This is a genomic window from Pseudomonas putida NBRC 14164 (assembly GCF_000412675.1).
Lineage (GTDB): Bacteria > Pseudomonadota > Gammaproteobacteria > Pseudomonadales > Pseudomonadaceae > Aquipseudomonas > Aquipseudomonas putida.
The window spans coordinates 815,908-838,838 of record NC_021505.1 but is presented as its reverse complement, the minus strand read 5'-3'; the positions used below and the strand labels follow the sequence as shown (position 1 = coordinate 838,838).

Annotated in this window: 22 protein-coding genes and 1 pseudogene; 12 read left to right on the top strand and 11 right to left on the bottom strand. The window is 62.6% G+C overall.

Annotated elements, in window-relative coordinates:
- Nucleotides 1-7 precede the first annotated feature (7 nt).
- Nucleotides 8-784 carry a ferredoxin--NADP reductase gene (locus PP4_RS03640; RefSeq protein ID WP_016497927.1) on the bottom strand — a complete coding sequence of 259 codons (777 nt, stop codon included), beginning with the start codon at nt 782-784 and terminating at the stop codon, nt 8-10.
- A gap of 212 nt (nt 785-996) precedes the next feature.
- Between PP4_RS03640 and PP4_RS03635 the strand changes: the two genes are divergently transcribed.
- Nucleotides 997-1,704, top strand: a complete 708-nt coding sequence (locus PP4_RS03635; protein ID WP_041167551.1) for an autoinducer binding domain-containing protein — start codon at nt 997-999, stop codon at nt 1,702-1,704.
- A 95-nt stretch (nt 1,705-1,799) separates the two neighbouring features.
- Nucleotides 1,800-2,924: a methyltransferase gene (locus tag PP4_RS03630; RefSeq protein WP_016497925.1), complete on the top strand. Its 1,125-nt coding sequence runs from the start codon at nt 1,800-1,802 to the stop codon at nt 2,922-2,924.
- Between the two features lie 88 nt (nt 2,925-3,012).
- Here PP4_RS03630 and PP4_RS03625 read toward each other — a convergent pair whose 3' ends face one another.
- Genes PP4_RS03625 through PP4_RS03615 form a run of 3 tightly spaced genes read right to left on the bottom strand, consistent with a single transcriptional unit; the run spans nt 3,013 to nt 5,625 of the window.
- A complete protein-coding gene (locus PP4_RS03625; protein WP_016489104.1) occupies nt 3,013-3,168 on the bottom strand; it encodes a DUF2474 domain-containing protein in 156 nt (51 codons plus the stop codon).
- Nucleotides 3,169-3,177: 9 nt separating this feature from the next.
- Nucleotides 3,178-4,185 (bottom strand): cytochrome d ubiquinol oxidase subunit II, encoded by a 1,008-nt coding sequence (gene cydB / locus PP4_RS03620; protein WP_016497924.1) that lies wholly within the window; start codon nt 4,183-4,185, stop codon nt 3,178-3,180.
- A gap of 3 nt (nt 4,186-4,188) precedes the next feature.
- A complete protein-coding gene (locus PP4_RS03615; protein ID WP_016497923.1) occupies nt 4,189-5,625 on the bottom strand; it encodes a cytochrome ubiquinol oxidase subunit I in 1,437 nt (478 codons plus the stop codon).
- A gap of 345 nt (nt 5,626-5,970) precedes the next feature.
- On the opposite strand from PP4_RS03615, the gene PP4_RS03610 reads away from it, so the two are divergent.
- The 5 genes from PP4_RS03610 to PP4_RS03590 all read left to right on the top strand — a co-directional run bounded on the left by PP4_RS03610 (nt 5,971) and on the right by PP4_RS03590 (nt 11,292).
- Entirely contained in the window at nt 5,971-7,191 is a 1,221-nt protein-coding gene (locus tag PP4_RS03610) for an MFS transporter (protein WP_016497922.1), read from the top strand.
- A 222-nt stretch (nt 7,192-7,413) separates the two neighbouring features.
- Complete coding sequence (locus PP4_RS03605) at nt 7,414-8,709, top strand: NCS2 family permease (RefSeq protein ID WP_016497921.1); 1,296 nt, start codon at nt 7,414-7,416, stop codon at nt 8,707-8,709.
- Nucleotides 8,706-9,791 carry a tRNA (uridine(54)-C5)-methyltransferase TrmA gene (trmA, locus tag PP4_RS03600; protein ID WP_016497920.1) on the top strand — a complete coding sequence of 362 codons (1,086 nt, stop codon included), beginning with the start codon at nt 8,706-8,708 and terminating at the stop codon, nt 9,789-9,791. Before PP4_RS03605 ends, trmA begins: the two co-directional genes overlap by 4 nt.
- Nucleotides 9,792-9,848: 57 nt before the next feature.
- The gene (locus PP4_RS03595; protein WP_016497919.1) at nt 9,849-10,754 is read left to right on the top strand and encodes a LysR family transcriptional regulator; all 906 of its coding nucleotides are present in this window, start codon (nt 9,849-9,851) and stop codon (nt 10,752-10,754) included.
- 103 nt (nt 10,755-10,857) lie between these two features.
- Nucleotides 10,858-11,292 (top strand): cupin domain-containing protein, encoded by a 435-nt coding sequence (locus PP4_RS03590; RefSeq protein WP_016497918.1) that lies wholly within the window; start codon nt 10,858-10,860, stop codon nt 11,290-11,292.
- Between the two features lie 35 nt (nt 11,293-11,327).
- Here the strand turns inward: PP4_RS03590 and pcaG are convergent, their stop codons facing one another.
- Entirely contained in the window at nt 11,328-11,933 is a 606-nt protein-coding gene (gene pcaG, locus PP4_RS03585) for a protocatechuate 3,4-dioxygenase subunit alpha (RefSeq protein WP_003251601.1), read from the bottom strand.
- Between the two features lie 10 nt (nt 11,934-11,943).
- Nucleotides 11,944-12,663 (bottom strand): protocatechuate 3,4-dioxygenase subunit beta, encoded by a 720-nt coding sequence (gene pcaH, locus PP4_RS03580; RefSeq protein WP_016489110.1) that lies wholly within the window; start codon nt 12,661-12,663, stop codon nt 11,944-11,946.
- A 200-nt stretch (nt 12,664-12,863) separates the two neighbouring features.
- Here pcaH and ypfJ point away from each other — a divergent pair, with 200 nt between their 5' ends.
- From ypfJ to PP4_RS29785, 3 genes and pseudogenes are all read left to right on the top strand, one after another.
- Nucleotides 12,864-13,763, top strand: a complete 900-nt coding sequence (gene ypfJ, locus PP4_RS03575) for a KPN_02809 family neutral zinc metallopeptidase (RefSeq protein ID WP_016497917.1) — start codon at nt 12,864-12,866, stop codon at nt 13,761-13,763.
- Between the two features lie 173 nt (nt 13,764-13,936).
- Nucleotides 13,937-15,001, top strand: a pseudogene (locus tag PP4_RS29790) (methyl-accepting chemotaxis protein); the annotation flags it as partial.
- Nucleotides 14,993-15,856: a methyl-accepting chemotaxis protein gene (locus PP4_RS29785; RefSeq protein ID WP_373873702.1), complete on the top strand. Its 864-nt coding sequence runs from the start codon at nt 14,993-14,995 to the stop codon at nt 15,854-15,856. The pseudogene PP4_RS29790 and the gene PP4_RS29785, both read left to right, overlap by 9 nt.
- A 92-nt stretch (nt 15,857-15,948) precedes the next feature.
- On the opposite strand, the gene PP4_RS03565 is transcribed toward PP4_RS29785, so the two are convergent.
- The 4 genes from PP4_RS03565 to PP4_RS03550 form a co-directional block, all read right to left on the bottom strand.
- Nucleotides 15,949-16,944 (bottom strand): IS110 family RNA-guided transposase, encoded by a 996-nt coding sequence (locus PP4_RS03565; RefSeq protein WP_016497900.1) that lies wholly within the window; start codon nt 16,942-16,944, stop codon nt 15,949-15,951.
- Between the two features lie 313 nt (nt 16,945-17,257).
- Nucleotides 17,258-18,925, bottom strand: coding sequence for a gamma-glutamyltransferase (gene ggt, locus PP4_RS03560; RefSeq protein WP_016489113.1), 1,668 nt, complete (start codon nt 18,923-18,925; stop codon nt 17,258-17,260).
- Between the two features lie 117 nt (nt 18,926-19,042).
- Nucleotides 19,043-19,939 carry a LysR family transcriptional regulator gene (locus PP4_RS03555; RefSeq protein ID WP_016497915.1) on the bottom strand — a complete coding sequence of 299 codons (897 nt, stop codon included), beginning with the start codon at nt 19,937-19,939 and terminating at the stop codon, nt 19,043-19,045.
- A 183-nt stretch (nt 19,940-20,122) separates the two neighbouring features.
- Nucleotides 20,123-20,713 carry an NAD(P)H-dependent oxidoreductase gene (locus tag PP4_RS03550; protein WP_016497914.1) on the bottom strand — a complete coding sequence of 197 codons (591 nt, stop codon included), beginning with the start codon at nt 20,711-20,713 and terminating at the stop codon, nt 20,123-20,125.
- A 163-nt stretch (nt 20,714-20,876) separates the two neighbouring features.
- On the opposite strand from PP4_RS03550, the gene PP4_RS03545 reads away from it, so the two are divergent.
- Nucleotides 20,877-21,191 (top strand): putative quinol monooxygenase, encoded by a 315-nt coding sequence (locus PP4_RS03545; RefSeq protein WP_016497913.1) that lies wholly within the window; start codon nt 20,877-20,879, stop codon nt 21,189-21,191.
- On the opposite strand, the gene PP4_RS03540 is transcribed toward PP4_RS03545, so the two are convergent.
- The gene (locus tag PP4_RS03540) at nt 21,181-21,945 is read right to left on the bottom strand and encodes a sulfite exporter TauE/SafE family protein (protein WP_016497912.1); all 765 of its coding nucleotides are present in this window, start codon (nt 21,943-21,945) and stop codon (nt 21,181-21,183) included. The two genes, PP4_RS03545 and PP4_RS03540, sit on opposite strands and share 11 nt — an antisense overlap.
- Nucleotides 21,946-22,022: 77 nt before the next feature.
- Here PP4_RS03540 and PP4_RS03535 point away from each other — a divergent pair, with 77 nt between their 5' ends.
- Nucleotides 22,023-22,904, top strand: coding sequence for a LysR substrate-binding domain-containing protein (locus PP4_RS03535; RefSeq protein WP_016497911.1), 882 nt, complete (start codon nt 22,023-22,025; stop codon nt 22,902-22,904).
- Nucleotides 22,905-22,931 lie beyond the last annotated feature (27 nt).

The following is a 22,931-nucleotide window of genomic DNA, read 5'->3' as shown; positions in this document are numbered from 1 at the left end:
AACAGCATTACCAGTAGTTTTCCACAGCCACCTGCCCCGGCCGCTTGCTCAGGCTCAGTTGCAGGTCACGCGCCTTCAGCACCTTGCGCGTCTCGTCGATCATCTCCGGGTTGCCGCACAGCATCACCCGCGAATGTTCCGGCGACAGCTCCAGCCCTGCTGCCTTCTCAAGCTCGCCATTCTCGATCAGCGTGGTAATGCGCTCATTCAGTGCCCCCGGGTGCTGCTCACGGGTCACCACCGGAATGAACTGCAACTTGCCGGCGTACTCAGCCAGGTAATCGCGCTGCTCCAGCCCGGCGATTTCATCCACGTAGGCCAGCTCTTTCGCTTCGCGCACCGAATACACCAGCTTGATGCTGTCGAAACGCTCCCAGGCCTCGAAGTCCTGCAGGATCGACATGAATGGCGCAATTCCGGTGCCGGTCGCCAGCAGCCACAGGTCGCGGCCACCCACGAAGCGGTCAAGGGTAAGGAAGCCAAAAGCCTGGCGGTCGATCAGCAAGGTATCACCCGCCCCCAGGCGGCTCAGCTCACTGGTGAACTCGCCGCCTGGCACCACGATGGAGAAGAAGTCGAGGTGCTCGTCATGCGGTGCGCTGACCATGGAGTAGGCGCGCCACACCACGCTGCCATCGGCCTTGGTCACGCCCAGGCGGGCGAACTGGCCGGAACGAAAGCGGAACCCTGCATCGCGCGTAACCCGCAGGCTGAAGAGGTTCGGCGTGAGCGGCTGAACATCGAGCAGGTTCTGGCGGGTGAACTTTTCGGCGCTAGCGGTCATATCGGGCTCCAGGTTTGACGTGCGCACAGTGTCGCGCAAAGTGGCCCGGATAAAAACCACTGCTTTGTAGGGCCTCATCAAGGGTGATCGTGCCGAAGTTGCAGAGAAACCTGATCGCTATAACAAAATATTCCCAACGCCATGGTAGGTCTTTTCCTACAATGACCCCGGTACCCAAACGGATTGGATCCGACACCCCCGAGGAGTTTCAGATGCTTCACTGGAATCCCGAACACCTTCAGGCGTTCGTCAACGAGCGCAGCCCACGGAAGCTGTTCGACATCGCGGTACATCTGGCACAAGACCTGGGCATGGAATACCTCGGCTTGAACATGCGCATCCAGATCGCCACTCAGACACCCAGGGTGTACCTCTACAGCAACTATCCGGCTGAGTGGATCGAGCGCTACCAGCGCGATGAGTTCTACAAGCAGGACCCGGCCGCAAACGTCAGCCATAGCTCGACCATGCCGGTGCTGTGGACCGACGAACTGTATCGTGAAGCCCCGCAGTTTCGCGAAGCGGCCTGCCTGTACGGCTTGCGCCATGGCTGGACGCAATCACTGCACGACCTGCAGCACAACGAGAGCCAGATCAGCGTGGCCAGGCCAGCCGAAAAGATCGACATCGTCGAGCTTTACGGCAAGGCCGGCAGCGTGCAGTGGCTGTGCCATACCCTGCATGCGGTACTCGGCGAACACCACCTGAATGCACTGTGCCCATCGCAACCGAAAATGAGCGAGCGTGAACTGGAAGTGCTGAAATGGTCGGCCGCCGGCAAGACCGCAGCCGACGTGGCCTGCATTCTCTCACTGTCGCAGAGCACGGTGAACTTCCACATTCGCAGCGTCATCACCAAGACCAACGCCGCCAACAAGGCCGGCGCCATCGCCATCGCCGCCCTGCGTGGCTGGATCTGACCTTCAAACCTGCGACCTTGGGCAAAGCCCTGTAGAATTGCCCGGCAAAGCCCGGGGCGAACCGCATCGGGCAGTTTATACCCGAGCCAGACGCCATGCCCCTGTTGACCACCCCCTACGCCGAACTCGACCTGATCCGCCAGCCGGAACAGGCCAACGACCCGTTGCAGGCTTTCGATGCCGCCGACGAGTACCTGCTTGCGCAGTTGCACGCACAGGCGCCCGACGCCACCTGCCGGGTGCTGGTGCTCAATGACAGCTTCGGTGCCTTGGCGGCCAGCCTGGCAGGCCGGCTGCAGGTGGTCAGCAGCGGCGATTCGCACCTGGCGCACCTGGCCCTGGAAAAGAACCTGGCGCGCAACGGCTTGCCGTTCGACAGCGTGCCCTTCGTACCGGCCAGCGAACGCTGGCAAGGCCCGTTCGACCGGGTGCTGGTGCGCGTGCCCAAGACCCTGGCCTTGCTTGAAGAACAACTGATCCGCCTGCAGGGCCACCTGGCGCCTGGCGCGCAAGTGATTGCCGGGGCGATGATCAAGCACTTGCCACACGCAGCCGGCGACCTGATGGAAAAGTACATTGGCCCGGTGCAGGCCTCGCTGGCCCAGAAAAAGGCCCGTCTGCTGACCGCAACGCTCGCCGAACGGCCGGTAGCCCGCTCGCCCTACCCGAGCCGCTACCGCCTCGACGCGCCAGCACTGGAGCTGGTCAACCACGCCAACGTGTTTTGCCGTGAAGGCCTGGATATCGGCACCCGGGCATTCCTGCCGCATTTGCCACGCGACCTGGGCAACGCGAGGGTGGCAGACCTGGGCTGCGGCAATGGCGTGCTGGCCGTTGCCAGCGCCCTGACCAACCCGGATGCCCAGTACACGCTGGTCGACGAATCGTACATGGCGGTGCAATCAGCGCAGGAAAACTGGCAAGCCGCGCTGGGCGAGCGCCCGGCGACTTTTGTCGCGGCTGATGGGTTGGCAGGGGTGGAGAAGCAGTCGCTCGATGTGGTGCTGTGCAACCCGCCGTTCCACCAGCAGCAGGTGGTGGGCGATTTTCTCGCCTGGCGCATGTTCCAGCAGGCGCGTGAGGCGTTGGTGGTAGGTGGGGCGTTGTATATCGTGGGTAACCGGCACCTGGGCTATCACAGCAAGCTGGCGCGGTTGTTCCGGGGGGTGGAGCAGGTGGCGGCGACGCCCAAGTTCGTCATCCTGAAAGCCCGCAAGTAAGCCTGTACCGGCCCTATCGCCGGCAAGCCAGCTCCCACAGGTTCAGCGTTGCCCAAGGGCAGTAGCCAACCTGTGGGAGCTGGCTTATTCAATGGGTGGTAAGGCCCGCAGCCCCCATGAAAAGCCGCATCACCCATGCTGCCACCCCCAGGGCCGCAACGCTCATTGCCCAGATCAGCACCAGCCAACCCAGTCGCTGCCACAGCGGTTTCTTCTCTTCCAGGCCATGTTTGCCGGTCATCATGCGGCCCTCCTAGTGATAGCCGTCTTCGTGGGTCACCTTGCCGCGGAACACGTAGTAGCTCCAGAAGGTGTACATGAGGATGAACGGCAGGATGAACAGTGTGCCCACCAGCATGAAGCCCTGGCTTTGCGGTGGCGCTGCGGCATCCCAGATCGAAATCGACGGCGGGATGATGTTCGGCCACAGGCTGATCCCCAGGCCGCTGTAGCCGAGGAAGATCAGCACCAAGGTGAGCAGGAACGGCGTGTAGTTCGCATTGCGCGCCACTGCCTTGAGCAGCCCGTAGAAGGTCACCACTACAAGCAGCGGCACCGGCATGAACCAGATCAGGTTAGGCATGCTGAACCAGCGGTCGGCGATCTGTGGATAAGCGATCGGCGTCCACAGGCTGACGATACCGATTACTACCAGCAGTACCAGCGCCAGAGGCCGGGCCAGGTCATGCATCTTTTGTTGCAGCGGCCCTTCGGTCTTCATGATCAGCCAGGTGCACCCCAACAGGGTGTAGGCAACGATCAACCCCACGCCACAGAACAGGCTGAACGGGGTGAGCCAGTCGAGGGTGCCACCGGCAAAATGACGGTCGACCACTTTGAAGCCCTCAAGGAAGGCACCCAGGGCCACGCCCTGGAAGAAGGTGGCGACCAGGGAGCCGCCGATGAACGCCTTGTCCCAGATATGCCGCTTGTCGGCCGTGGCCTTGAAGCGGAACTCGAAGGCCACGCCGCGGAAGATCAAGCCCATCAGCATCAGGATCAGTGGCAGGTACAGGGCTTCGAGTACCACGGCATAGGCCATAGGGAACGCCCCGAACAGCCCGGCACCACCCAGGATCAGCCAGGTTTCGTTGCCGTCCCACACCGGGGCGACGGTGTTCATCATTACATCACGGTCCTGCTCGCCCTTGACGAAGGGGAACAGCATGCCGATCCCCAGGTCGAACCCGTCCATCACCACGTACATCATGACGCCGAAGATGATGATCACGGCCCAGATCAGCGGAAGGTCGATACCCATGGCTCAGTCCTCCTTGCTCAGGCTGGCAGTTTTGGCCTCATGGCCATCATCGGCGGCAGACAATGGCCGCGCCGGCGTGCGTTTCTGGCCAGGGCCGCCCGGTGTGTGCTCGTCGCCTTCGCCGGTCTGCGGCCCTTTGCGCACCAGGCGCATCATGTAGCCAAGGCCGGTGCCGAACAGGGCGAAGTACACCACCACGAAAGCCACCAAGGTGAAACCAAGCTGGGCGTAGCTGTGGTTGGACACACCGTCCGCCGTGCGCATCAGGCCATACACCACCCAGGGCTGGCGGCCAATCTCGGTGGTGAACCAGCCGGCCAGCAACGCAATCAGCCCCGAAGGCCCCATCCATAGCGCCACATACAGGAACGGGCGCGAGGTGTAGAGCGTGCCGCGCTTGCGCAGCCAGAGGCTCCAAAGGCCAACGAAGATCATCAGCAAGCCCAGCCCGACCATGATTCGGAACGACCAGAAGACAATGGTCGAGTTAGGCCGGTCCTCACGCGGGAATTCCTTCATCGCCGGCACCTGCTTGTCCAGGCTGTGAGTCAGGATCAGGCTGCCGAGCGCCGGGATCTCGACCTTGAAGCGCGTAGTCTCGGCCTTCATGTCGGGGATACCGAACAGGATCAGCGGCGTCGGCTCGCCAGGCACATTCTCCCAGTGGCCTTCGATTGCCGCGATTTTCACCGGCTGGTGCTTGAGCGTATTGAGGCCGTGGAAGTCGCCGATCACCGCCTGGATCGGGGCAACGATCAACGCCATCCACATGGCCATGGACAGCATCTTGCGTACCGCCGGGTTGTCACGCCCGCGCAGCAGGTGCCAGGCCGCCGAGGCGCCAACGAAGAACGCCGTGGAAACGAACGCGGCCGTGGCCATGTGCATCAGCCGGTAGGGGAACGATGGGTTGAACACCACCGCAAACCAGTCCACCGGCACCACCCGGCCATCGATGATTTCGTGGCCTTGTGGGGTCTGCATCCAGCTGTTGGAGGCCAGGATCCAGAACGTGGAAACCAGCGTACCGATTGCCACCATCACCGTGGAGAAGAAGTGCAGGCCGCGGCCGACACGGTTCCAGCCGAACAGCATGACGCCGAGGAAACCGGCTTCAAGGAAGAAGGCAGTGAGTACTTCGTAGGTGAGCAGCGGGCCGGTGACGGCGCCAGCAAAGTCGGAGAAGCGGCTCCAGTTGGTACCGAACTGGTAGGCCATGACCAGGCCCGAGACCACGCCCATGCCGAAGTTGACGGCAAATATCTTTGACCAGAAATGATAGAGGTCACGGTAGACCTGCTGGTGGGTCCGCAGCCAGAGGCCTTCGAGGACTGCCAGGTAGCTCGCCAGGCCAATGGTGATGGCCGGGAACAGGATGTGGAACGAAACGGTAAAGGCAAACTGCATTCGGGCGAGCTCTAAGGCCTCTATTCCGAACATGGTGCTTCCTCTTCAGATAATCCGGCGTCCGGGCTTGTGGCCCCAGTCGCCCACTGCCCCCACTTGGTCGAGTACGGCGCGTTGGAATTGTTCTGTTCGATCGCAGGGATTCCGGCCCAGAGGGCCAATTCGTTGAATCTGGAACGATTGACCCAGATCAACGAATGCTAGGAAGCATAGTCCCGAATAGACCGGCGGGCCGTGTGGCTGTTTGCCGCGTGACCGGTTGCCCCACCCTCTTTCATAACGCGTGAAAAAGTGCAGATCCGGGCAAACAGTAACCGCTTGTTACAAACAGGTGATACGCTGCGCCCCCCTCTACTGCGCCGAGGCCCCTGGTTTCCGATGTCCGATTCCGCACCGCAGTTGTTGCGTCACCACCGCCCCTTCCTGGCCTTCTGGCTGGCCCGTGTATTCACCGCCAGTGGCTTCCAGATGCTCACCGTGGCCATTGGCTGGCACCTCTACCAGTTGACCGGCAATGTGCTGGACCTGGGCCTGGTCGGCCTGGTCGAGTTCGCCCCGCGAGTGCTGTTCATGCTGCACACCGGGCATGTGGCCGACCGCTATGACCGGCGCAAGGTTGCCGCCCTGTGCCAGAGCCTGCAGGGGCTGATCGCCCTGGCGCTGGCGGTGGGCAGCGCCACCGACAACGTCACCCGCGAGCTGATCTTCGCCCTCGCCTTCCTGCTGGGCGCCACGCGTTCGTTCGAAATGCCGGCGACCCAGGCGCTGTTACCCAACGTGGTGCCGCCCGGGCTGTTCCCGCGGGCGGTGGCGGCTTCGGCTTCGGCTACCCAGTCGGCAACCATCGTGGCGCCGGCGGTGGGCGGCTTCCTGTATGCCTTTGGCAGCCTCTGGGTGTATGGCCCCACCGTGGCCCTGTATGCCATCGCCTGCGTGCTCACCCTGAGCCTGCAGGCGCGCGGCCAGGTGGTGCAGCGCGGGCGTGCCAGCATCGAATCGCTGCTGGCCGGCATTCGCTTCATTCGCAGTCGTCCCGACATCCTCGGCGCCATTTCGCTGGACCTGTTCGCCGTACTGCTGGGTGGGGCCACCGCGCTGCTGCCGGTGTTCGCCAAGGACATCCTGCTGACCGGCCCACTGGGCCTGGGCCTGCTGCGCTCGGCGCCAGCGGTGGGGGCGTTAGCCATGTCGCTCTGGCTGGCACGCTTCCCGTTCGAGCGCAACGTCGGGCGAACCATGTTCACCGCAGTCGGCGTGTTCGGCGTGGCCACCATCGCCTTCGGCCTGTCGACCTCGTTCTGGTTCTCGCTGGCGGTGCTGGTGGTGCTGGGCGCGGCGGACATGATCAGCATGGTCATTCGCAGTTCGTTCGTGCAACTGGAAACCCCGGACGAAATGCGCGGGCGCGTGAGCGCGGTCAACGGCTTGTTCATTGGTGCCTCGAACCAGCTCGGCGAGTTCGAATCGGGGGTGACGGCGCACTGGTTTGGCACAGTGCCGGCGGTGGTGATGGGCGGGGTGGGCACACTGGTGGTGACGGGGCTGTGGATAAAAATGTTCCCGACACTGGCCAAGCGGGACCGGTTGCATAACGGTTGATCAGTTGCCTGTGCCGGCCTCTTCGCGGGAGAAGCCCGCTCCCACAGGGCCGGTACCGGCTATGGAAACCCATTCCCCAACGGCCATAGGCCCCTGCCAAGCATGCTGGTATGATGCGCGGCTTTTTTCCTCCCCACACAAAACCACGGCAACCGGTACGGTCTGTGCTTTGCTGATGGGGTCGATACATTCATGGCGCCGGGGGCGCCTTGGGGAGCGGGCATGCTGGAAAGGCTGTTTCAACTAAGAGCACACAACACCAACGTGCGCACCGAGATTCTCGCGGGCGTCACCACCTTCCTGGCCATGGCCTACATCCTGTTCGTCAACCCGAGCATCCTCGGCGAGACCGGCATGGACAAGGGCGCGATCTTCGTCGCCACCTGCCTGGCAGCGGCCATCGGCTCTGCGACCATGGGCCTGATTGCCAACTACCCGATCGCCCTGGCGCCGGGTATGGGCCTGAACGCGTTCTTCACCTACACCGTGGTGCTGCACATGGGCCACACCTGGCAAGTGGCGCTGGGCGCGGTGTTCCTGTCGGCGGTGATGTTCTTCCTGTTGTCGATCTTCCGCATCCGCGAATGGATCGTGAACAGCATCCCGCTGCCGCTGCGTTCGGCTATTGCCGCCGGCATCGGTCTGTTCCTGGCATTGATCGCCCTGCATAACGCCGGCATCGTCGTTGATAACCCGGCCACCTTGGTGGGCATGGGCGACCTCAAGCAGCCGTCGGTGATTCTCGCCACCCTGGGCTTCTTCCTGATCGTCGGCCTTGAGTCGCTGAAGGTGCGCGGCGCGGTGTTGATCGGCATCCTCGCCGTCACCGTCGCGTCGATCGCGATGGGCGTCACGCCGTTCGGCGGTATCGTGTCGATGCCACCTTCGCTGGCACCTACCTTCCTGCAACTGGACATCGCCGGAGCCCTCGATGTAGGCCTGATCAGCGTGATCTTCGCGTTCCTGTTCGTCGACCTGTTCGACAACTCCGGCACCCTGATCGCCGTGGCCAAGCGCGCCGGCCTGATGGGCAAGGACGGCCACATGCCGAAGATGGGCCGCGCCCTGATCGCCGACAGCACCGCCGCCATGGCCGGTTCCCTGCTGGGCACCTCGACCACCACCAGCTACATCGAGTCCGCTGCGGGCGTGAGCGCCGGTGGCCGCACCGGCCTGACTGCCATCGTGGTTGCCGTGCTGTTCCTGCTGGCGCTGTTCTTCGCCCCCCTGGCCGGTAGCGTGCCGGCGTTCGCCACCGCGCCGGCGCTGCTGTTCGTCGCCGTGCTGATGGCCTCTGGCCTGGCAGAAATAAACTGGGACGACGTCACCGAAGCCGCACCTGTGGTGGTGACCGCCCTGGCCATGCCGCTGACCTACTCGATCGCCAACGGCATCGCCTTCGGCTTCATTTCCTGGACCGCCGTCAAGCTGATCTCCGGCCGCCACCGCGACCTGAACCCGGCCCTGGTGATCCTTTCCATCCTGTTCGTCATCAAGCTGGGCTGGTTCAACGCATGAGTGCTGCTTTCGACCCCTCCTCCTACGCCACCCAGCTGGACGCCAAGGTGGCCCGGCTGCGCGAGCTGCTGGCGCCATTTGGCGCGCCGGAACCGGCTGTTTTCGACTCGCCGCGCGAGCACTACCGCCTGCGCGCCGAGTTCCGCCTGTGGCGCGAGGATGGCCAGCGCCACTACGCCATGTTTGCCCCGGGCGACAAGCACAAGGCGATCCTGATCGAGGATTTCCCCATCGCCAGCCAGCGCATCAATGCACTGATGCCGCGCCTGAAGGCGGCATGGCAGGCCAGCGAGGAACTGGGCAACCGCCTGTTCCAGGTGGAGTTCCTCACCACCCTGGCCGGCGATGCGATGATCACGATGTGCTACCACCGCCCACTGGACGAGGCTTGGGAAGCAGAAGCGCGGCAACTGGCTGAAGCGCTGGGCGTGAGCGTGATCGGCCGCTCCAAGGGCAAGCGCCTGGTGATCGGCCGCGACTACGCGGTGGAAAAACTCGACGTGGCTGGCCGTGTGTTCAGCTATCGCCAGCCGGAAGGCGCGTTCACCCAGCCCAACGGCGCGGTGAACCAGAAGATGCTGAGCTGGGCCTTCGAGGCCATTGGCGAGCGCCAGGACGACTTGCTGGAGCTGTACTGCGGCAACGGCAACTTCACCCTGCCGCTGGCCACCCGCGTGCGCCAGGTGCTGGCGACCGAAATCAGCAAGACCTCGGTCAATGCCGCGCTCAGCAACCTCGACGAGAACGCTGTGGATAACGTGCGCCTGGTACGCTTGTCGGCCGAAGAGCTGACCCAGGCGCTGAATGAGGTGCGGCCGTTCCGTCGCCTGGAAGGCATCGACCTGAAAAGCTATGACTTCGGCACGGTGTTTGTCGACCCGCCGCGCGCGGGGATGGACCCTGACACCTGCGAGCTGACCCGGCGTTTCGAGCGGATCCTGTACATCTCCTGCAACCCCGAGACACTGGCGCAGAACATCGCCCAGCTGCAAGATACCCACCGTATCGAACGCTGCGCGCTGTTCGACCAGTTCCCGTATACCCATCACATGGAAAGCGGCGTGTTGCTGGTCCGGCGCTGATCCGCTACCCGGTGGGGCCTGCAAGGCTCCACCGGGCGCTTCAGGAGAGCTGTACCGATGGACCAGTTGAACGCCATGCAGGCCTTTCGCCGGGTCGTCGACCTCGGCAGCTTCAGTGCCGCCGCCAGTCAGGCAGGCCTGTCCCACACCGTGCTGTCACGCCAGGTGAAACAGCTGGAACGCCAACTGGGCACGCAACTGCTCACCCGCACCACCCGCCGCCTGCACCTGACCGAAGCAGGAACACTCTTCTACCGCCACTGCGTGCAGATCCTCGAACAGATGCAGGCAATGACCCTGGAGCTTTCAGAGCATCAGCAGCAACCCACGGGTACCCTGCGCCTGGGCGTGGCAACTGCGTTCGGCGAACTTGAACTGGGGCGCTGGCTACCGGACTTCGTCGAGCGACACCCACAGCTGCAGGTCGAGCTCAATTGCAGCGATCGCTTCATTGACCTGCTGGAAGAGCAAATCGATGTCTGCCTTCGGATTACCGATCATCTGCCCGACTCCAGCCTGGTAGCCCGCCTGCTGGCCCACAGCGAGGTGCTACTGGTGGCCGCACCTCGCTACCTGGAACGCCACGGCACGCCAACTTCCCTCGACACACTGGTTGATCATCCCCTGCTCGGCTACAGCAACCTGCCTCACCCACAGCGTCTGTATCTGACCAACCCAGAGGGTGAACAGCGCGATATCCTGATGCCCCGGCGCCTAAGTGCCAACTCGCCGATGGCCCTGCGCGCTGCTGCCATTGGCGGGCTGGGCATTGCCAGCTTTGATCGTTTTATCGTGCATGACGCCTTGCTGGACGGGCGCCTGGTGCCGGTGCTCCAAGACTGGAAACTGCCCCCACGCAACCTGTATGCGGTGTACCCGCAAAGCCGTTACCTGGCGCCCAAAGTGCGGGCGTTGCTGGATTATGCGCAAACCTACTACGCGCAGCCGAGGTGGCAGGCCTGATCTGTGCAAATCATGAACAAGTCATGCGCACCGAGACCCGTATTTGTGCAGAAAGTGTTTGGTTAGGCTTCGTTGCACTGACACTCAACGAAGGAACACCACCATGAAGGCATTGCAGGCAATCATTGCGGGCGTGGCGCTCACCACCCTGGCCGTTGGCATCAACGCAGCAGAAAAAACCGTGTCAGTACCCGATAGCGCAGCATTGAAGTGGCAGGACGTACCCAACACCAACGGCGCAATCAGCTACGCCAACGTTGAGGGGGACATTTTCGGCAAGGGGCCTTACTCGGCCTATGTGAAATTCAGGAAAGGGACCGACAACGGCCTGCACCAGCACAGCCAGGCACTGCCGACCGTGGTGCTGAAGGGTACTTTCTACGCGGTAATCGATGGCAAACGCACCGAGTTTTCAGCCGGGTCCTACTACAGGCTGCCGGCCGACCTGGTGCATGAAAGCGGATGCACTGCGGCGGCCGATTGCCTGCTGTTCCAGTACCAGGCCGATGCGTTTGACCTGAAGCCTGTGAACGGCTGATAGCCCCGGGGCCGCTGTGCGGCCCCGGGTTTCCATCAGAAGTCGAAGAACACCGTCTCGCCTTCCCCCTGGATACGGATATCAAAGCGATACGCCGTCTTCCCGTCCACTTCGCAACGCTTGGCAATCAAGGTTTCACGCCGCTGTGGCTGCTCGATCAGGTTGAGCACCGGGCACTTGGCGTTGGCCTGGGCTTCGTCATCGAAATACAGGCGCGTGTGCAGGTGGATGTTGATACCACGGGCAAACAGGCTGATGTTGATGTGCGGCGCCATCGGTACACCAGCCGCGTTATTCACCACACCCGGCTTGACCGTGTGCAGGGTCCATTCACCGGCATCGAAGGTGGTAGCGGTGCGGCCAAAGCTGTTGAAGGCGTTTTCCAGGTTGTAGGCATCCTGGTACTCGCCATTGGCGTCGGCCTGCCACACTTCCAGGAACGAGTCGCGCACCAGGTGGCCGTTACCGTCATAGACCTGGCCGAGCAGCAGGATGTGCTCGCCTGGCGCGTCTGGCTTGGCCAGGCGGTTCCAGATTTCCTGATCGCGGGTCGGGTTGCCGGCCGCTTCCAGGGCCAGGCCGATGTGCACGTAGGGGCCGGCGGTCTGCGAAGGGGTTTCCGGCAGCAGTTCGATTGGCATGGCGGGTTCCTCAGCAGTTTTCGAAGTGGGTCTTGCGCTGGCCGCGCAGCACGATGTCAAAGCGGTAGGCCAGGCAGTCCATCGGGTTGGCGTTGCTCATGTCGAGCTTGGCGATCAACTGCTGTACAGCTTCAGGATTGGCGATCGACTTGACGATCGGGCACATCGGGATCAGCGGGTCACCCTCGAAATACAGCTGGGTGATCAGCTTGGTGGCAATCGACGGGCCGCTGATGCCGAAGTGAATGTGCGCCGGGCGCCAGTCGTTCGGGCCGTTGCGCCATGGGTACGGGCCCGGCTTGATGGTGCGGAAGCTGTAATAGCCGTCACTGTCGGTCAGGCAACGGCCGACACCACCAAAGTTCGGGTCCAGCGGTGCCAGGTAACGGTCGTTCTTGTGCCGATAGCGGCCACCGGCGTTGGCTTGCCACATCTCCACCAGGGTGTTCGGCACAGGCTTGCCGTACTGGTCGACCACGCGGCCGGCAACGATGATGCGCTCGCCGATTGGCAGGCCACCGTTGTTGAAGTTCAGCAACAGGTCATGGTCGTGGGCGCCAAAGCCCAGGTGGGAGAAGTTCGGACCAGTGGTTTCGCTGATCGACTGTGGAATGCTGACCAGTGCCTGACGCGGCGAGCGGGCAATGGACGTTTTGTAGTCAGGCGTAAGGGCTTTGGGGTGCCAGTTGCGATCACGGATCACGAAGCGGCTGTTGTCCTGTGCGGGCATGCCGGTTTCCTCTCTTGGAATTATGTGAACGCCTGGGCGTGGCAGGCGGACTTACAGTTTCCGGCAGGTCGCGCGCGATGAATATTGAAATCGACCACCTTATACATAACCAAATGGTTATGGGTTAACACTTTGGCCTGACGCCTGCCGCCGTCGTGGACTAATCTTTGTCTTCTTGTTTCACGCTCCGGAGAGCATTCATGGAATGGCGAAAAGGCCGACGCAGCGACAACGTGGTCGATGCCCGAGGCGAAGGTGGCAATGGCGGCGGCGGTGGCATGCGTTTCGGCGGCGGCAAAGGGCTGGGGCTCGGGGCGATTCTGCTGATCGTTGGCATCGGCTGGCTCACCGGGCAGGACCCGTTGCAGATTCTTGGCCAGCTCACCGGCCAGATGGAACAGCAGCAACAGCAAACGGCACCCAGTGGCACAGGCGCCAAGGCGCCACCGGCCAACGACCAGCAGGCGGAGTTCGTTGCCTCGGTGCTGGGCGATACCGAGGACACTTGGAAAGCGCTGTTTGCCGAAGCCGGCAAGCAATACCGCGACCCCAAGCTGGTGCTGTTCAGTGGCCAGGTCAATTCGGCCTGTGGCTTTGCTTCGGCGGCGGTGGGGCCGTTCTACTGCCCGGCTGACCAACGGGTGTACCTGGACATGTCGTTCTTCCGCGAAATGGAAACCCGCTTCGCTGCGGCGGGCGACTTCGCCCAGGCCTACGTGATCGCCCACGAAATCGGCCACCACGTACAGACCCTGCTGGGAGTTTCGGCCAAGGTCGATGCCGCACGCCGCAACGGCCAGCGCATGGAGGGCGACAACGGCCTGTTGGTGCGCCAGGAACTTCAGGCCGACTGCCTGGCCGGCGTGTGGGCCTACCAGGCGCAAAAGCGCCTGAACTGGCTGGAACCGGGTGACGTCGAGGAAGCGCTGAACGCCGCCAACGCCATTGGCGATGACCGCCTGCAGCAGCAAGGCCGCGGGCGCGTGGTGCCGGACTCGTTCACCCATGGCACCTCGGCACAGCGGGTGCGCTGGTTCAAGGCCGGGTTTGCCCAAGGTGAGGTGAACAGCTGCGATACCTTCAGCGCACGCAGCCTCTGAAACTGCAGGGGCTGCTTTGCAGCCCCTGATTATCCAGTTACAAATCTGCTGAAAAAGCGTTTCAGCTTCCCTGATCATTGCCGATAACCCCTGCACGAATCAGCGGGCAGCCAGAACAACAACGCCTTGCGATCGAAGATCAAGAGAGCGAAAACTACTTCTGGAGAGCGTGCATGAACAGCTGGTTCGCTAACATCAGCGTCAACCTCAAACTTGGACTGGGCTTCGGCCTGGTGCTGATCCTCACCGGCCTGCTGGCCCTGACCGGCTGGACCAGCCTGGGCAGCCTGATCGACCGCAGCAACTGGATGGGTGACATCGGCCAGCTCAACAAAGACCTGACCGACCTGCGCATCGCGCGCCTGCAGTACATGATCGCCAACGGCGACGATGCTGCCGCCGCCAACACCCAGACCAAGCTGGATGCCTTCAGCAAGCAGCAGGCCTACCTGGCCAGCACCTTCAAAAGCCCGGACAACGTCAAGCTGCTGAATGAGCTGGGCGCAACCATCAGCGCCTACAAGGTGTCGCTGAACAAGATGCGCCAAGGCTACGACGCCACCCGCGCTGCGCGCGTTGCCATGGACGGTTCGGCCACCCGCGCCGACCAGGCCATGGACGCCCTCAGCCAGGAAGTCATGGCGCGCCCAGAGGCCGACAGCGTGCGCCTGGCCCAGTACCAGCTGATCAGCAAGGCCCGCCAGCAACTGCTGCAGGTGCGCATCGACGTACGCGGCTACATTGCCGACAACAGTGCCGCCAACGAGCAGGCCGCCCTGCGCCAGCTGGATGCAGCGCTAGCCGATATCGACAACCTCAAGCGCCAGCTGTCCGCCGAAGACGCCCGCCTGCAACAGTTCGAAAGCTCGGTACTGGCCTACCGTGATGCCGTGCGCCAGTTCCGCGACGCGGTCGCCAACATCACCACCTCACGCGCCGAAATGACCGTGCAGGGCGCCGATATCGTCAAGCGCAGCGATGCGCTGTACCAGATCCAGCTGGAACGCCGCGACATCGAAAGCACCCAGGCCCGCACCCTGCAGGCCATCGCTACCCTGCTGGCACTGCTGGTCGGCGTACTGGCAGCGGTAATGATCACCCGCCAGATCACCGGCCCACTGCGTGAAACCCTGGTAGCGGTAGAAAAGATCGCCAGCGGCGACCTCACCCAGCATGCGCGCATCACCCGCCGCGACGAACTGGGCGTGCTGCAGCAAGGCATCGCGCGCATGGGCACCACGCTGCGCGAGCTGATCAGCGGCATCCGCGATGGCGTCACCCAGATTGCCAGCGCCGCCGAAGAGCTGTCGGCAGTGACCGAACAGACCAGTGCTGGCGCCAACAGCCAGAAGGTCGAGACCGACCAGGTGGCCACCGCCATGCACGAAATGGCCGCCACCGTTCAGGAAGTGGCGCGCAATGCCGAGCAGGCCTCGCATGCCGCCACCGGTGCCGACGACGAAGCCCGCGCCGGCGACCGAGTGGTAGGCGAGGCGATTGGCCAGATCGAGCGCCTGGCCGAGGACATGCACCGCTCCACCGAAGCCATGAACATGCTGCAGCAGGAAAGCCAGAAGATCGGTAGCGTGATGGACGTGATCAAGTCGGTGGCCGAACAGACCAACCTGCTGGCGCTCAATGCGGCGATCGAGGCGGCACGTGCTGGCGAGGCCGGTCGTGGTTTTGCCGTGGTCGCCGACGAAGTGCGCGGCCTGGCCCAGCGCACGCAGAAGTCCACCGAAGAAATCGAAGCGCTGATTGCCAGCCTGCAGGATGGTACCCAGCAAGTAGCGAACGCCATGCAGGGCAGCCGTACCTTGACCGACAGCAGCGTCGAACTGGCACGTAAGGCCGGGGCCTCGCTGGAGAACATCACCAGCACGGTGTCGAGCATCCAGTCGATGAACCAGCAGATTGCTGCGGCGGCGGAGCAACAGAGTGCAGTGGCGGAAGAGATCAGCCGCAGCATCCTGAATGTGCGTGATGTGTCCGAGCAAACGGCGGCGGCCAGTGACGAGACGGCGTCGGCCAGCGTTGAGCTGGCGCGGTTGGGTGGACAGTTGCAGACGCTGGTCAGCCAGTTCCGCGTCTGACCTGGGTAACCCGGGGCCGCTTTGCGGCCCTTTCGCGGCACAAGGCCGCTCCTACAGGAGATCGCGTTCCCCTGTAGATACTCTGTTGGCGGTCAAGCTTTTCTAAGGTGTTCAGAGCTGAAAAGCTTGGCCGTATCAAATGGTTCATCGCCGCGCATGCATGCCCATATGCCTGTCAGGTACTTGCGCATGACAGCGGCGATCGCTTGCATTTTTTTCTTCCCCCTGCTGACCAGCGATTCATAAAAGGCCTTCGCGTAAGGATCGCAGCGCACCGCCGTCAGCGCCGGCATGTACATGGCCGCCCGTAAATAGGCATTCCCGCTTTTGCCGAGCCGACCAGGTTTATCAATGCTTGTCCCCGACTGTGTCTGTCGAACATCTAGACCAGCATGACGAGCGACCTGAGAGGACTTGAGCATTTGAGGAAGGGTGGTCAGCTCAGCCAAGGCAGCAAGTGCCGAGACTTCTCCCATTCCCGGGCCCGCTAGTAACTGCTTGTACTGCCGGTTAAGCGTCGGACACTGAGCGATCAACTCACGTCCGGCTTTGCGGAAACGCTCAATGCGATTGTCCAAAGTGGCAATCGCTTCCTCTTGATCTTCGATCAGCATCGACACGGTCGTAGCGGTCGCCTGCAATGCATGCAGCTCATTCTTCGCCCTGGTGCGGTGCCCGACCAGACGATTGATGTGCCGGCCAAGAGCCCTCAGCTCAAGCTGTACGGAGCTTGGCGGTGTCCACAAGCGCGGTGTCATACGTTCACCGTACTCGGACAGCAACTGAGCATCTATCGAGTCAGTTTTACTGTTCACCAGCATCAGCTTGGCGAAATTATGGAAGCTCTTGGGGTTGATCACCGAAACAGGAAGGTCCGCAGCATGCAGCTCAAGGGCCAGGTCCAGGTAATAGATTCCGGTCGCCTCCATCACGATCGACTTGGGCTTGAGCGCCTGCAGCTTTTTCACCGCTGCCTTACGACCAGCAGGGGTTTGAGCGATATCCCACTGTCCAGCGGGACGCCCATCTTTACGCACCCCAACGATCGACGTACGAGAACCAATATCCAGGCCCACACAGACATTCATTCTTCCCACTCCCAAGCGAGTTAGGTAACAATGGCCTCCGGTTCCCCGACCTCGAACTTCATGCCGCTGCAACCTTGTAATGCGAAGTCCGACTTGTCGGCTTCTCGATACTCTTCGTAGTGGGCAATGAGGCGGGGGGCCTCTCTACAGACAAGGTCAGGGGCAAACCCTGCCTTCAGGAGCGATCGGCCTCCCCGGAAGTGCTTCTATAGCCTGACGAGAATAACCTCTCTCATCAGGCTAGGCACAACATACAAGGAGCGGCCTTGTGCCGCGAAAGGAGGGCAAAGCCCTCCCAGCAATCTGGCAGGCATTACTTGACGATCATCCCCACCCCACGCCCACGCGGATCGGAAGCGGTCTCAAGCTTCGCCCCATCCACCCGGATCGCCTGGATATCGCCCATCTCCCAGCCTTGGTCCTCAAGCACGTAGCCCATCTTCTTCAGCTCATCCGCCACCGGCCCGGTCAGGGGTGCATAGCTGTCAAAGTAGATAGTGTCCTTGGGCAGCAACTGATGGTGCACGCGCTGTGCCGCCACCGCCTTGTCCAGCGGCATACCGTAGTCGTACAGGTTGTTCATCACCTGAAAGATCGAGGTGAAGATCCGCGAACCGCCCGGGGTACCGATGACCAGCTCCACCTTGCCATCACGGGTCATCAGGCTGGGGCTCATCGAGGACAGCATGCGCTTGCCCGGCTCGATTGCGTTCGCATCACCGCCCACCACACCAAAGGCATTGGCAGCGCCGGGCTTGGCGCTGAAGTCGTCCATCTCGTCGTTGAGCAGGAAGCCTGCGCCCTTCACCACCACGCCACTGCCGTAATCGAGGTTGAGGGTGTAGGTGTTACTGACCGCGTTGCCCTGCTTGTCGACGATCGAGAAATGCGTGGTCTGATGCGGCTCAAGGCCCGGCTTGACCTTGTCGGTGTCGGAAATGGCTTTCGGGTTGACCTGCGCGGCGCGCTTGGCCAGATAGTCCTTGGCCACCAGTTGGTCCACCGGCACCTTGGTGAAGGCCGGGTCGCCCAGGTAGTCGGCACGGTCGGCGAATACGCGCTTCTCGATTTCGGCCAGCAGGTGGATGTACTGCGCCGAGTTGTGCGCCACCCCCTTGAAGTCCGCCGCGCGGTCTTCCTTGATGCCCAGCAACTGGGCCAGGGCGACGCCGCCAGAGCTTGGCGGTGGTGCGGTGTAGACCACGTTACCACGCCAGCTCACCGCCATCGGCTCACGCCATACGGCTTTGTAATCCTTCAAGTCATCCTTGGTGATCAGGCCCTTGTCAGCCTGCATCTGCGCCACCAGCAGGTCGGCAGTCTTGCCCTGGTAGAACTCGCTCACGCCCTTGTCGGCGATGCGTTCCAGGGTCTGGGCCATTTCTGGCTGCTTGAACAGCTCGCCGACCTTCATGTTGCCGAAGTAGTCATTGAAGTTGGTCGCAGTCTTGAACATGCCCTGGGCATCGTTGCGGTACTGGTACTGCTTTTCCGCCACTTTGAAGCCGTTTTTCGCATAGCCGATGGCCGGGGTCAGCAGCTCGCTCCACGGCAGCTTGCCGAACTTCTGGTGCGCCTCCCACAGGCCCATCACCGTGCCAGGCACACCCGCGGCGCGTACCCCGACCAGGCTGAGGTTTTCGATGACCTCGCCCTTGTCGTCCAGGTACATGTTGCGCGTGGCAGCCTTCGGCGCGACCTCGCGGTAGTCCAGGAAGTAGGGCTTGCCGTCGACGAACAGGGTCATGAACCCACCACCGCCGATGTTACCGGCCTCCGGGTAGGTCACAGCCAGGGTGAAGGCGGTTGCCACGGCGGCGTCTACCGCGTTGCCGCCCTTTTTCAGAATATCGGCGGCTACCTGTGCACCATATTGATCGGGCGCAGCCACTGCGCCGCCCTCCAGCGTGGCGGCATAAACCGAGGAACAGCTCAGGATCGCGGCTGCGAGAGCCAGGTACTGGAACGGGACGATACGCATGACACTTCCTTGGTGTTGTTTTTGTTGAGCAGTCAGTAAGGCCGAAGCGTTTCGACTGTGCAATCAACCATAGGAAATTTCGCCGCCTGTGGACAGGATCTGTCGCGTTCAGGCAACTCAGCAAGCGTACATCGCCAGCTTGCGCTGGATGAAATCGAGGAAGCACTGGATACGCAGCGCCAGCTGGGTATTGCGGTAGTACACCGCGTGGATCGGCTGGCGGTAGCCATTGTTGGCCGCGGCCAGGACCACTTGCAGGCGCCCGGCGCGGATGTCCTCATGGGTCATGAAGTGCGACAGGCTGACGATGCCCTCGCCGGCCAGTGCCAGCTGGCGCAGGGTCTCGCCACTGGAGGCGATCAGTGCCGGGCGGATGCTGAAGCGGTCACCCTGGGCGTGGCGCAGCGGCCAATGGTTGAGCGATTCGGGCTGGCTGAAGCCGAGCAGGCAGTGGTTGGCCAGGTCCTCGACCCGCTGCGGCGTGCCGTGCTGCGCCAGGTAGGCCGGGCTGGCCAGTACCTGCACCGGGCTGCAACCCAGGTTGCGCGCGTGCAGGCTGGAATCGGCCAGTTCGCCGATGCGGATCGCCACATCGGTGCTTTGCTCCAGCAAGTCGATGATCAGGTCATCGGTGTTCAGTTCCAGCTCGATGCCCGGGTACTCGCGACGGAACTCACCGATCCACGGCAGGATGGCATGCAGCATGAACGGCGCAGCGGCGTTGATGCGAAGGCGCCCGGTGGGCGTCTGGTGGTTCATCGACAGGCGCTCTTCCATCTCGTCCATCTGCTCCAGGATCAGCCGTGAGCGCTCAAGGAAGTAGCGGCCCTCTTCGGTGAGGTCCATGCGCCGGGTGGTACGGTTGACAAGAGTGGTACCCAGCTTGCCCTCCAGGCGCGACAAGGTGCGACTGACGGCGGACGGGGTCTGCCCCATCTGCTCGGCAGCGGCAGAAATCGAGCCGCAGTCGATGACGGCGACGAATACCTGGAGTTCTTCGGATCGGGTTTTCACATCTGGGCCTGTGGTTGGACTGTGCAAGGATTAGATAGCCGCTTGTCGAGGCCAAGTCCAGAGGCGCCTGTACCGGCCTCTTCGCGGGCTTGCCCGCTCCCACAAGTACTGCACAGCGCTTGAGACCTGTGTAATACCTGTGGGAGCGGGCGAGCCCGCGAAGAGGCCAGAGCAGGCAACACATTACTTTGCCGTGCCAAACACCTTGTCCAGATGGGCTTCATAGGCTGCCAATGCCGCCGGCACATCCGGGCGCTTCATCACATCCACCGCCAGGTAAGTCGGCAGGCCGGTCATGCCAAGGAACTGGTTAGCCTTGTGGAACGGGAAGTACACGGCATCCACACCCTTGCCTTCGAAGAAATCACTCGGGTCATCGAACGCCTGCTGCGGCGCATTCCAGGTCAGCGACAGCATGTACTGCTTGCCGTGCAACAGGCCACCGCTGCCGTACTTCTGCGAATGATCCGAACGGGTACGGCCATCGTTGGCATAAAGGCTGCCATGGCCAGCGGTAAAGACTTCGTCGATGTACTTTTTCACGGTCCAGGGTGCGCCCATCCACCAGCCCGGCATCTGGTAGACGATCACATCGGCCCAGAGAAACTTCTCTACCTCGGCCTGCACGTCGTAGCCGCCGTCGATAAAGGTTTGCTGCACATCGAAGCCCGCGCGGTCCAGGTGAGCGATTGCTGCTTCGTGCAAGGTCGCGTTGAGGCGGCCTTCGGAGTGAGCGAACTGTTTACCACCATTGAGCAGAAGGATCTTTTTCATGCTGGCCTCCCGGGCCGAGTCAAAATTTGATGCCGGCAGGTTAGAGGCTCGCGGGGGCGGGATACAGGGGTGACTGGGCAAAATACAATTGACCGGAAGTCACGAATGAGCAAACCATTATTGCCGTAGAATCGACTCACCACCCATCACCGAGTAGCGCCCCATGAGTGAGCAGTTCGCGTTTATCCTCAAAGCCAAGACCCGCCCGGAAATGGCTGATGCGTTCGAAACCCTGTTCCGCCCCTTCGTCGAGCCCAGCCGCCAGGAGCCGGGCTGCATCGAGTACCACATGCTGCGCGACCAGCAGGACCCGAGCCTGTTCGTGTTCTTTGAAGTGTGGGCCGACCAGGCCGCGCTGGATGTGCACTCGGCCTTGCCGCACATGAAGGCGTTTTTTGAAAAGCGCATGGACTACCTGGAGCGCGATTTCGATATCCAGCGGGTCGACATGCTCAGCGCATCAAGCGCTAGCCGTTGATCAGCAAGTGGCCGCCCAGGGCGGCCAGGCCGATGAAGAAGCAACGTTTGAACAGCAGCGCGCTGATGCGCTGACGCAACCACTGCCCGGCCAGCATGCCGAGCAAGGCGGGCGCCAACATCAGCAGCGAAGCCCCCAACGCCTGGCCACCAAGGGCATCCTGCCCGGCCAGGCCAACGGCCAGCGCCAAGGTCGAGACCGTGAACGACAGGCCCAGGGCCTGGATCATCTGTTCACGGCTCAGGCCCAGGCTTTGCAGGTAGGGCACAGCAGGTATCACGAAAACCCCGGTTGCCGCCGTGACCACCCCCGTCAACAGCCCGCAGACCGGCCCAAGCCAACGCTCGTGCGCCGGCGCCAGGTGCAAGCCCGGGCCGACCAGCCCGTACAACGCATACACCAGCAAAGCCGCACCCAGCGCGTGGATGGCCCATGGGCCACTGTCGATCCCCAGCCAGGCACTGCCCAGCAAGGTGCCAATGAAGATCAGCGCCAGCATCGGCCCCAGCCGCACCAGCAACGCCCGCAGGTGCGCGCCGCTGGCCAGTTGCCAAAGGTTGGTGAGGGTCGACGGCACGATCAGCAGTGCAGCTGCCTGCGCCGGCGGCATAGCCAGCCCCAGCAGGCCCATGGCGATGGTCGGCAGGCCCAGGCCGATCACCCCCTTGACCGCGCCGGCCAGCAGGAAGGTAAGCACTACCAGCAGCGAAAGGGCTGGGCCAATGTCCTGGTAGAAAGCTAGCAAAGTAGTCATGGGCTGATGATGGCGGTTTCCGGCCAGCGGGAAAATCTGCCATATACTCAGCCAGACTCTTGTAAAGACAGAGCCACATGCATTTCGACCTGATCGACCTCAAGCTGTTCCAGCACACCCTGGAGTGCGGCAACATCACTGCCGGCGCCAGCCGCAGCCACCTGTCGCTGCCGGCAGCCAGCGCACGCATCCGCGCCATGGAGGCATCGCTGGGTATCCCGTTGCTGCAGCGCAACCGCCGTGGCGTGCAGCCGACACCGGCGGGTCAGGCACTGCTGCAGCATGCACGCCTGATAGCGCAGCAGGTCGAGCGCTTGCAGTTTGATCTGGGCCAGTACGCACAAGGGCAGCAGGGCCAGGTACGCCTGCTGTGCAACACAGCAGCACTCACGGAGTACCTGCCAGAACTCCTGGCCAGCTACCTGGCTGCACATCCCGGGGTCAGCGTAGATGTACAGGAGCTGCCGAGCCTGCGCATCGTGCAGGCGATTACCCAGGGCATGGCGGACCTTGGCATCGTTTCGACCGCAGCGCCCAACGAACACCTGCAAACCCGGCCGTTTCGCGACGACCCGCTGGTACTGGTGACGCCCTTGGGCCACCCGCTGGCCAGCGCGGTCGCGCCCAGTTTCATCGACAGCCTGGTGCATGGCCATGTCGGGCTGGGTGCCAGTAGCGCGTTGGCGTTGTACCTGGAAGAACAGGCCCTGCGTGAGGGGCGCCGTATGCGTGTGCGGGTGCGGGCCGAGGGTTTCGATGGGGTAATCCGCATGGTTGCAGGCGGGGCCGGGGTCGGGGTGGTACCGCTGGCAGCCGTGAAGCGCTGGCAAGGCGTGCTGCCGTTGCACTGGGTGGCGCTGGAGGAGGCGTGGGCCAACCGCAAGTTGCTGGTGTGCGCGCGGGACTTTGCGGCGTTGCCGGGCTATGCCGCAGCATTGGTGACCACCCTCACCCGTTGAAGCGTCAGTTCCTGCACAGTGGGTGCA

Coding starts and splice junctions, on each gene's coding strand:
- PP4_RS03640 (WP_016497927.1), bottom strand. CDS start 784: ATGACCGCTAGCGCCGAAAAGTTCACCCGCCAGAACCTGCTCGATGTT.
- PP4_RS03635 (WP_041167551.1), top strand. CDS start 997: ATGCTTCACTGGAATCCCGAACACCTTCAGGCGTTCGTCAACGAGCGC.
- PP4_RS03630 (WP_016497925.1), top strand. CDS start 1,800: ATGCCCCTGTTGACCACCCCCTACGCCGAACTCGACCTGATCCGCCAG.
- PP4_RS03625 (WP_016489104.1), bottom strand. CDS start 3,168: ATGATGACCGGCAAACATGGCCTGGAAGAGAAGAAACCGCTGTGGCAG.
- cydB (WP_016497924.1), bottom strand. CDS start 4,185: ATGGGTATCGACCTTCCGCTGATCTGGGCCGTGATCATCATCTTCGGC.
- PP4_RS03615 (WP_016497923.1), bottom strand. CDS start 5,625: ATGTTCGGAATAGAGGCCTTAGAGCTCGCCCGAATGCAGTTTGCCTTT.
- PP4_RS03610 (WP_016497922.1), top strand. CDS start 5,971: ATGTCCGATTCCGCACCGCAGTTGTTGCGTCACCACCGCCCCTTCCTG.
- PP4_RS03605 (WP_016497921.1), top strand. CDS start 7,414: ATGCTGGAAAGGCTGTTTCAACTAAGAGCACACAACACCAACGTGCGC.
- trmA (WP_016497920.1), top strand. CDS start 8,706: ATGAGTGCTGCTTTCGACCCCTCCTCCTACGCCACCCAGCTGGACGCC.
- PP4_RS03595 (WP_016497919.1), top strand. CDS start 9,849: ATGGACCAGTTGAACGCCATGCAGGCCTTTCGCCGGGTCGTCGACCTC.
- PP4_RS03590 (WP_016497918.1), top strand. CDS start 10,858: ATGAAGGCATTGCAGGCAATCATTGCGGGCGTGGCGCTCACCACCCTG.
- pcaG (WP_003251601.1), bottom strand. CDS start 11,933: ATGCCAATCGAACTGCTGCCGGAAACCCCTTCGCAGACCGCCGGCCCC.
- pcaH (WP_016489110.1), bottom strand. CDS start 12,663: ATGCCCGCACAGGACAACAGCCGCTTCGTGATCCGTGATCGCAACTGG.
- ypfJ (WP_016497917.1), top strand. CDS start 12,864: ATGGAATGGCGAAAAGGCCGACGCAGCGACAACGTGGTCGATGCCCGA.
- PP4_RS29785 (WP_373873702.1), top strand. CDS start 14,993: ATGGGCACCACGCTGCGCGAGCTGATCAGCGGCATCCGCGATGGCGTC.
- PP4_RS03565 (WP_016497900.1), bottom strand. CDS start 16,944: ATGAATGTCTGTGTGGGCCTGGATATTGGTTCTCGTACGTCGATCGTT.
- ggt (WP_016489113.1), bottom strand. CDS start 18,925: ATGCGTATCGTCCCGTTCCAGTACCTGGCTCTCGCAGCCGCGATCCTG.
- PP4_RS03550 (WP_016497914.1), bottom strand. CDS start 20,713: ATGAAAAAGATCCTTCTGCTCAATGGTGGTAAACAGTTCGCTCACTCC.
- PP4_RS03545 (WP_016497913.1), top strand. CDS start 20,877: ATGAGTGAGCAGTTCGCGTTTATCCTCAAAGCCAAGACCCGCCCGGAA.
- PP4_RS03540 (WP_016497912.1), bottom strand. CDS start 21,945: ATGACTACTTTGCTAGCTTTCTACCAGGACATTGGCCCAGCCCTTTCG.
- PP4_RS03535 (WP_016497911.1), top strand. CDS start 22,023: ATGCATTTCGACCTGATCGACCTCAAGCTGTTCCAGCACACCCTGGAG.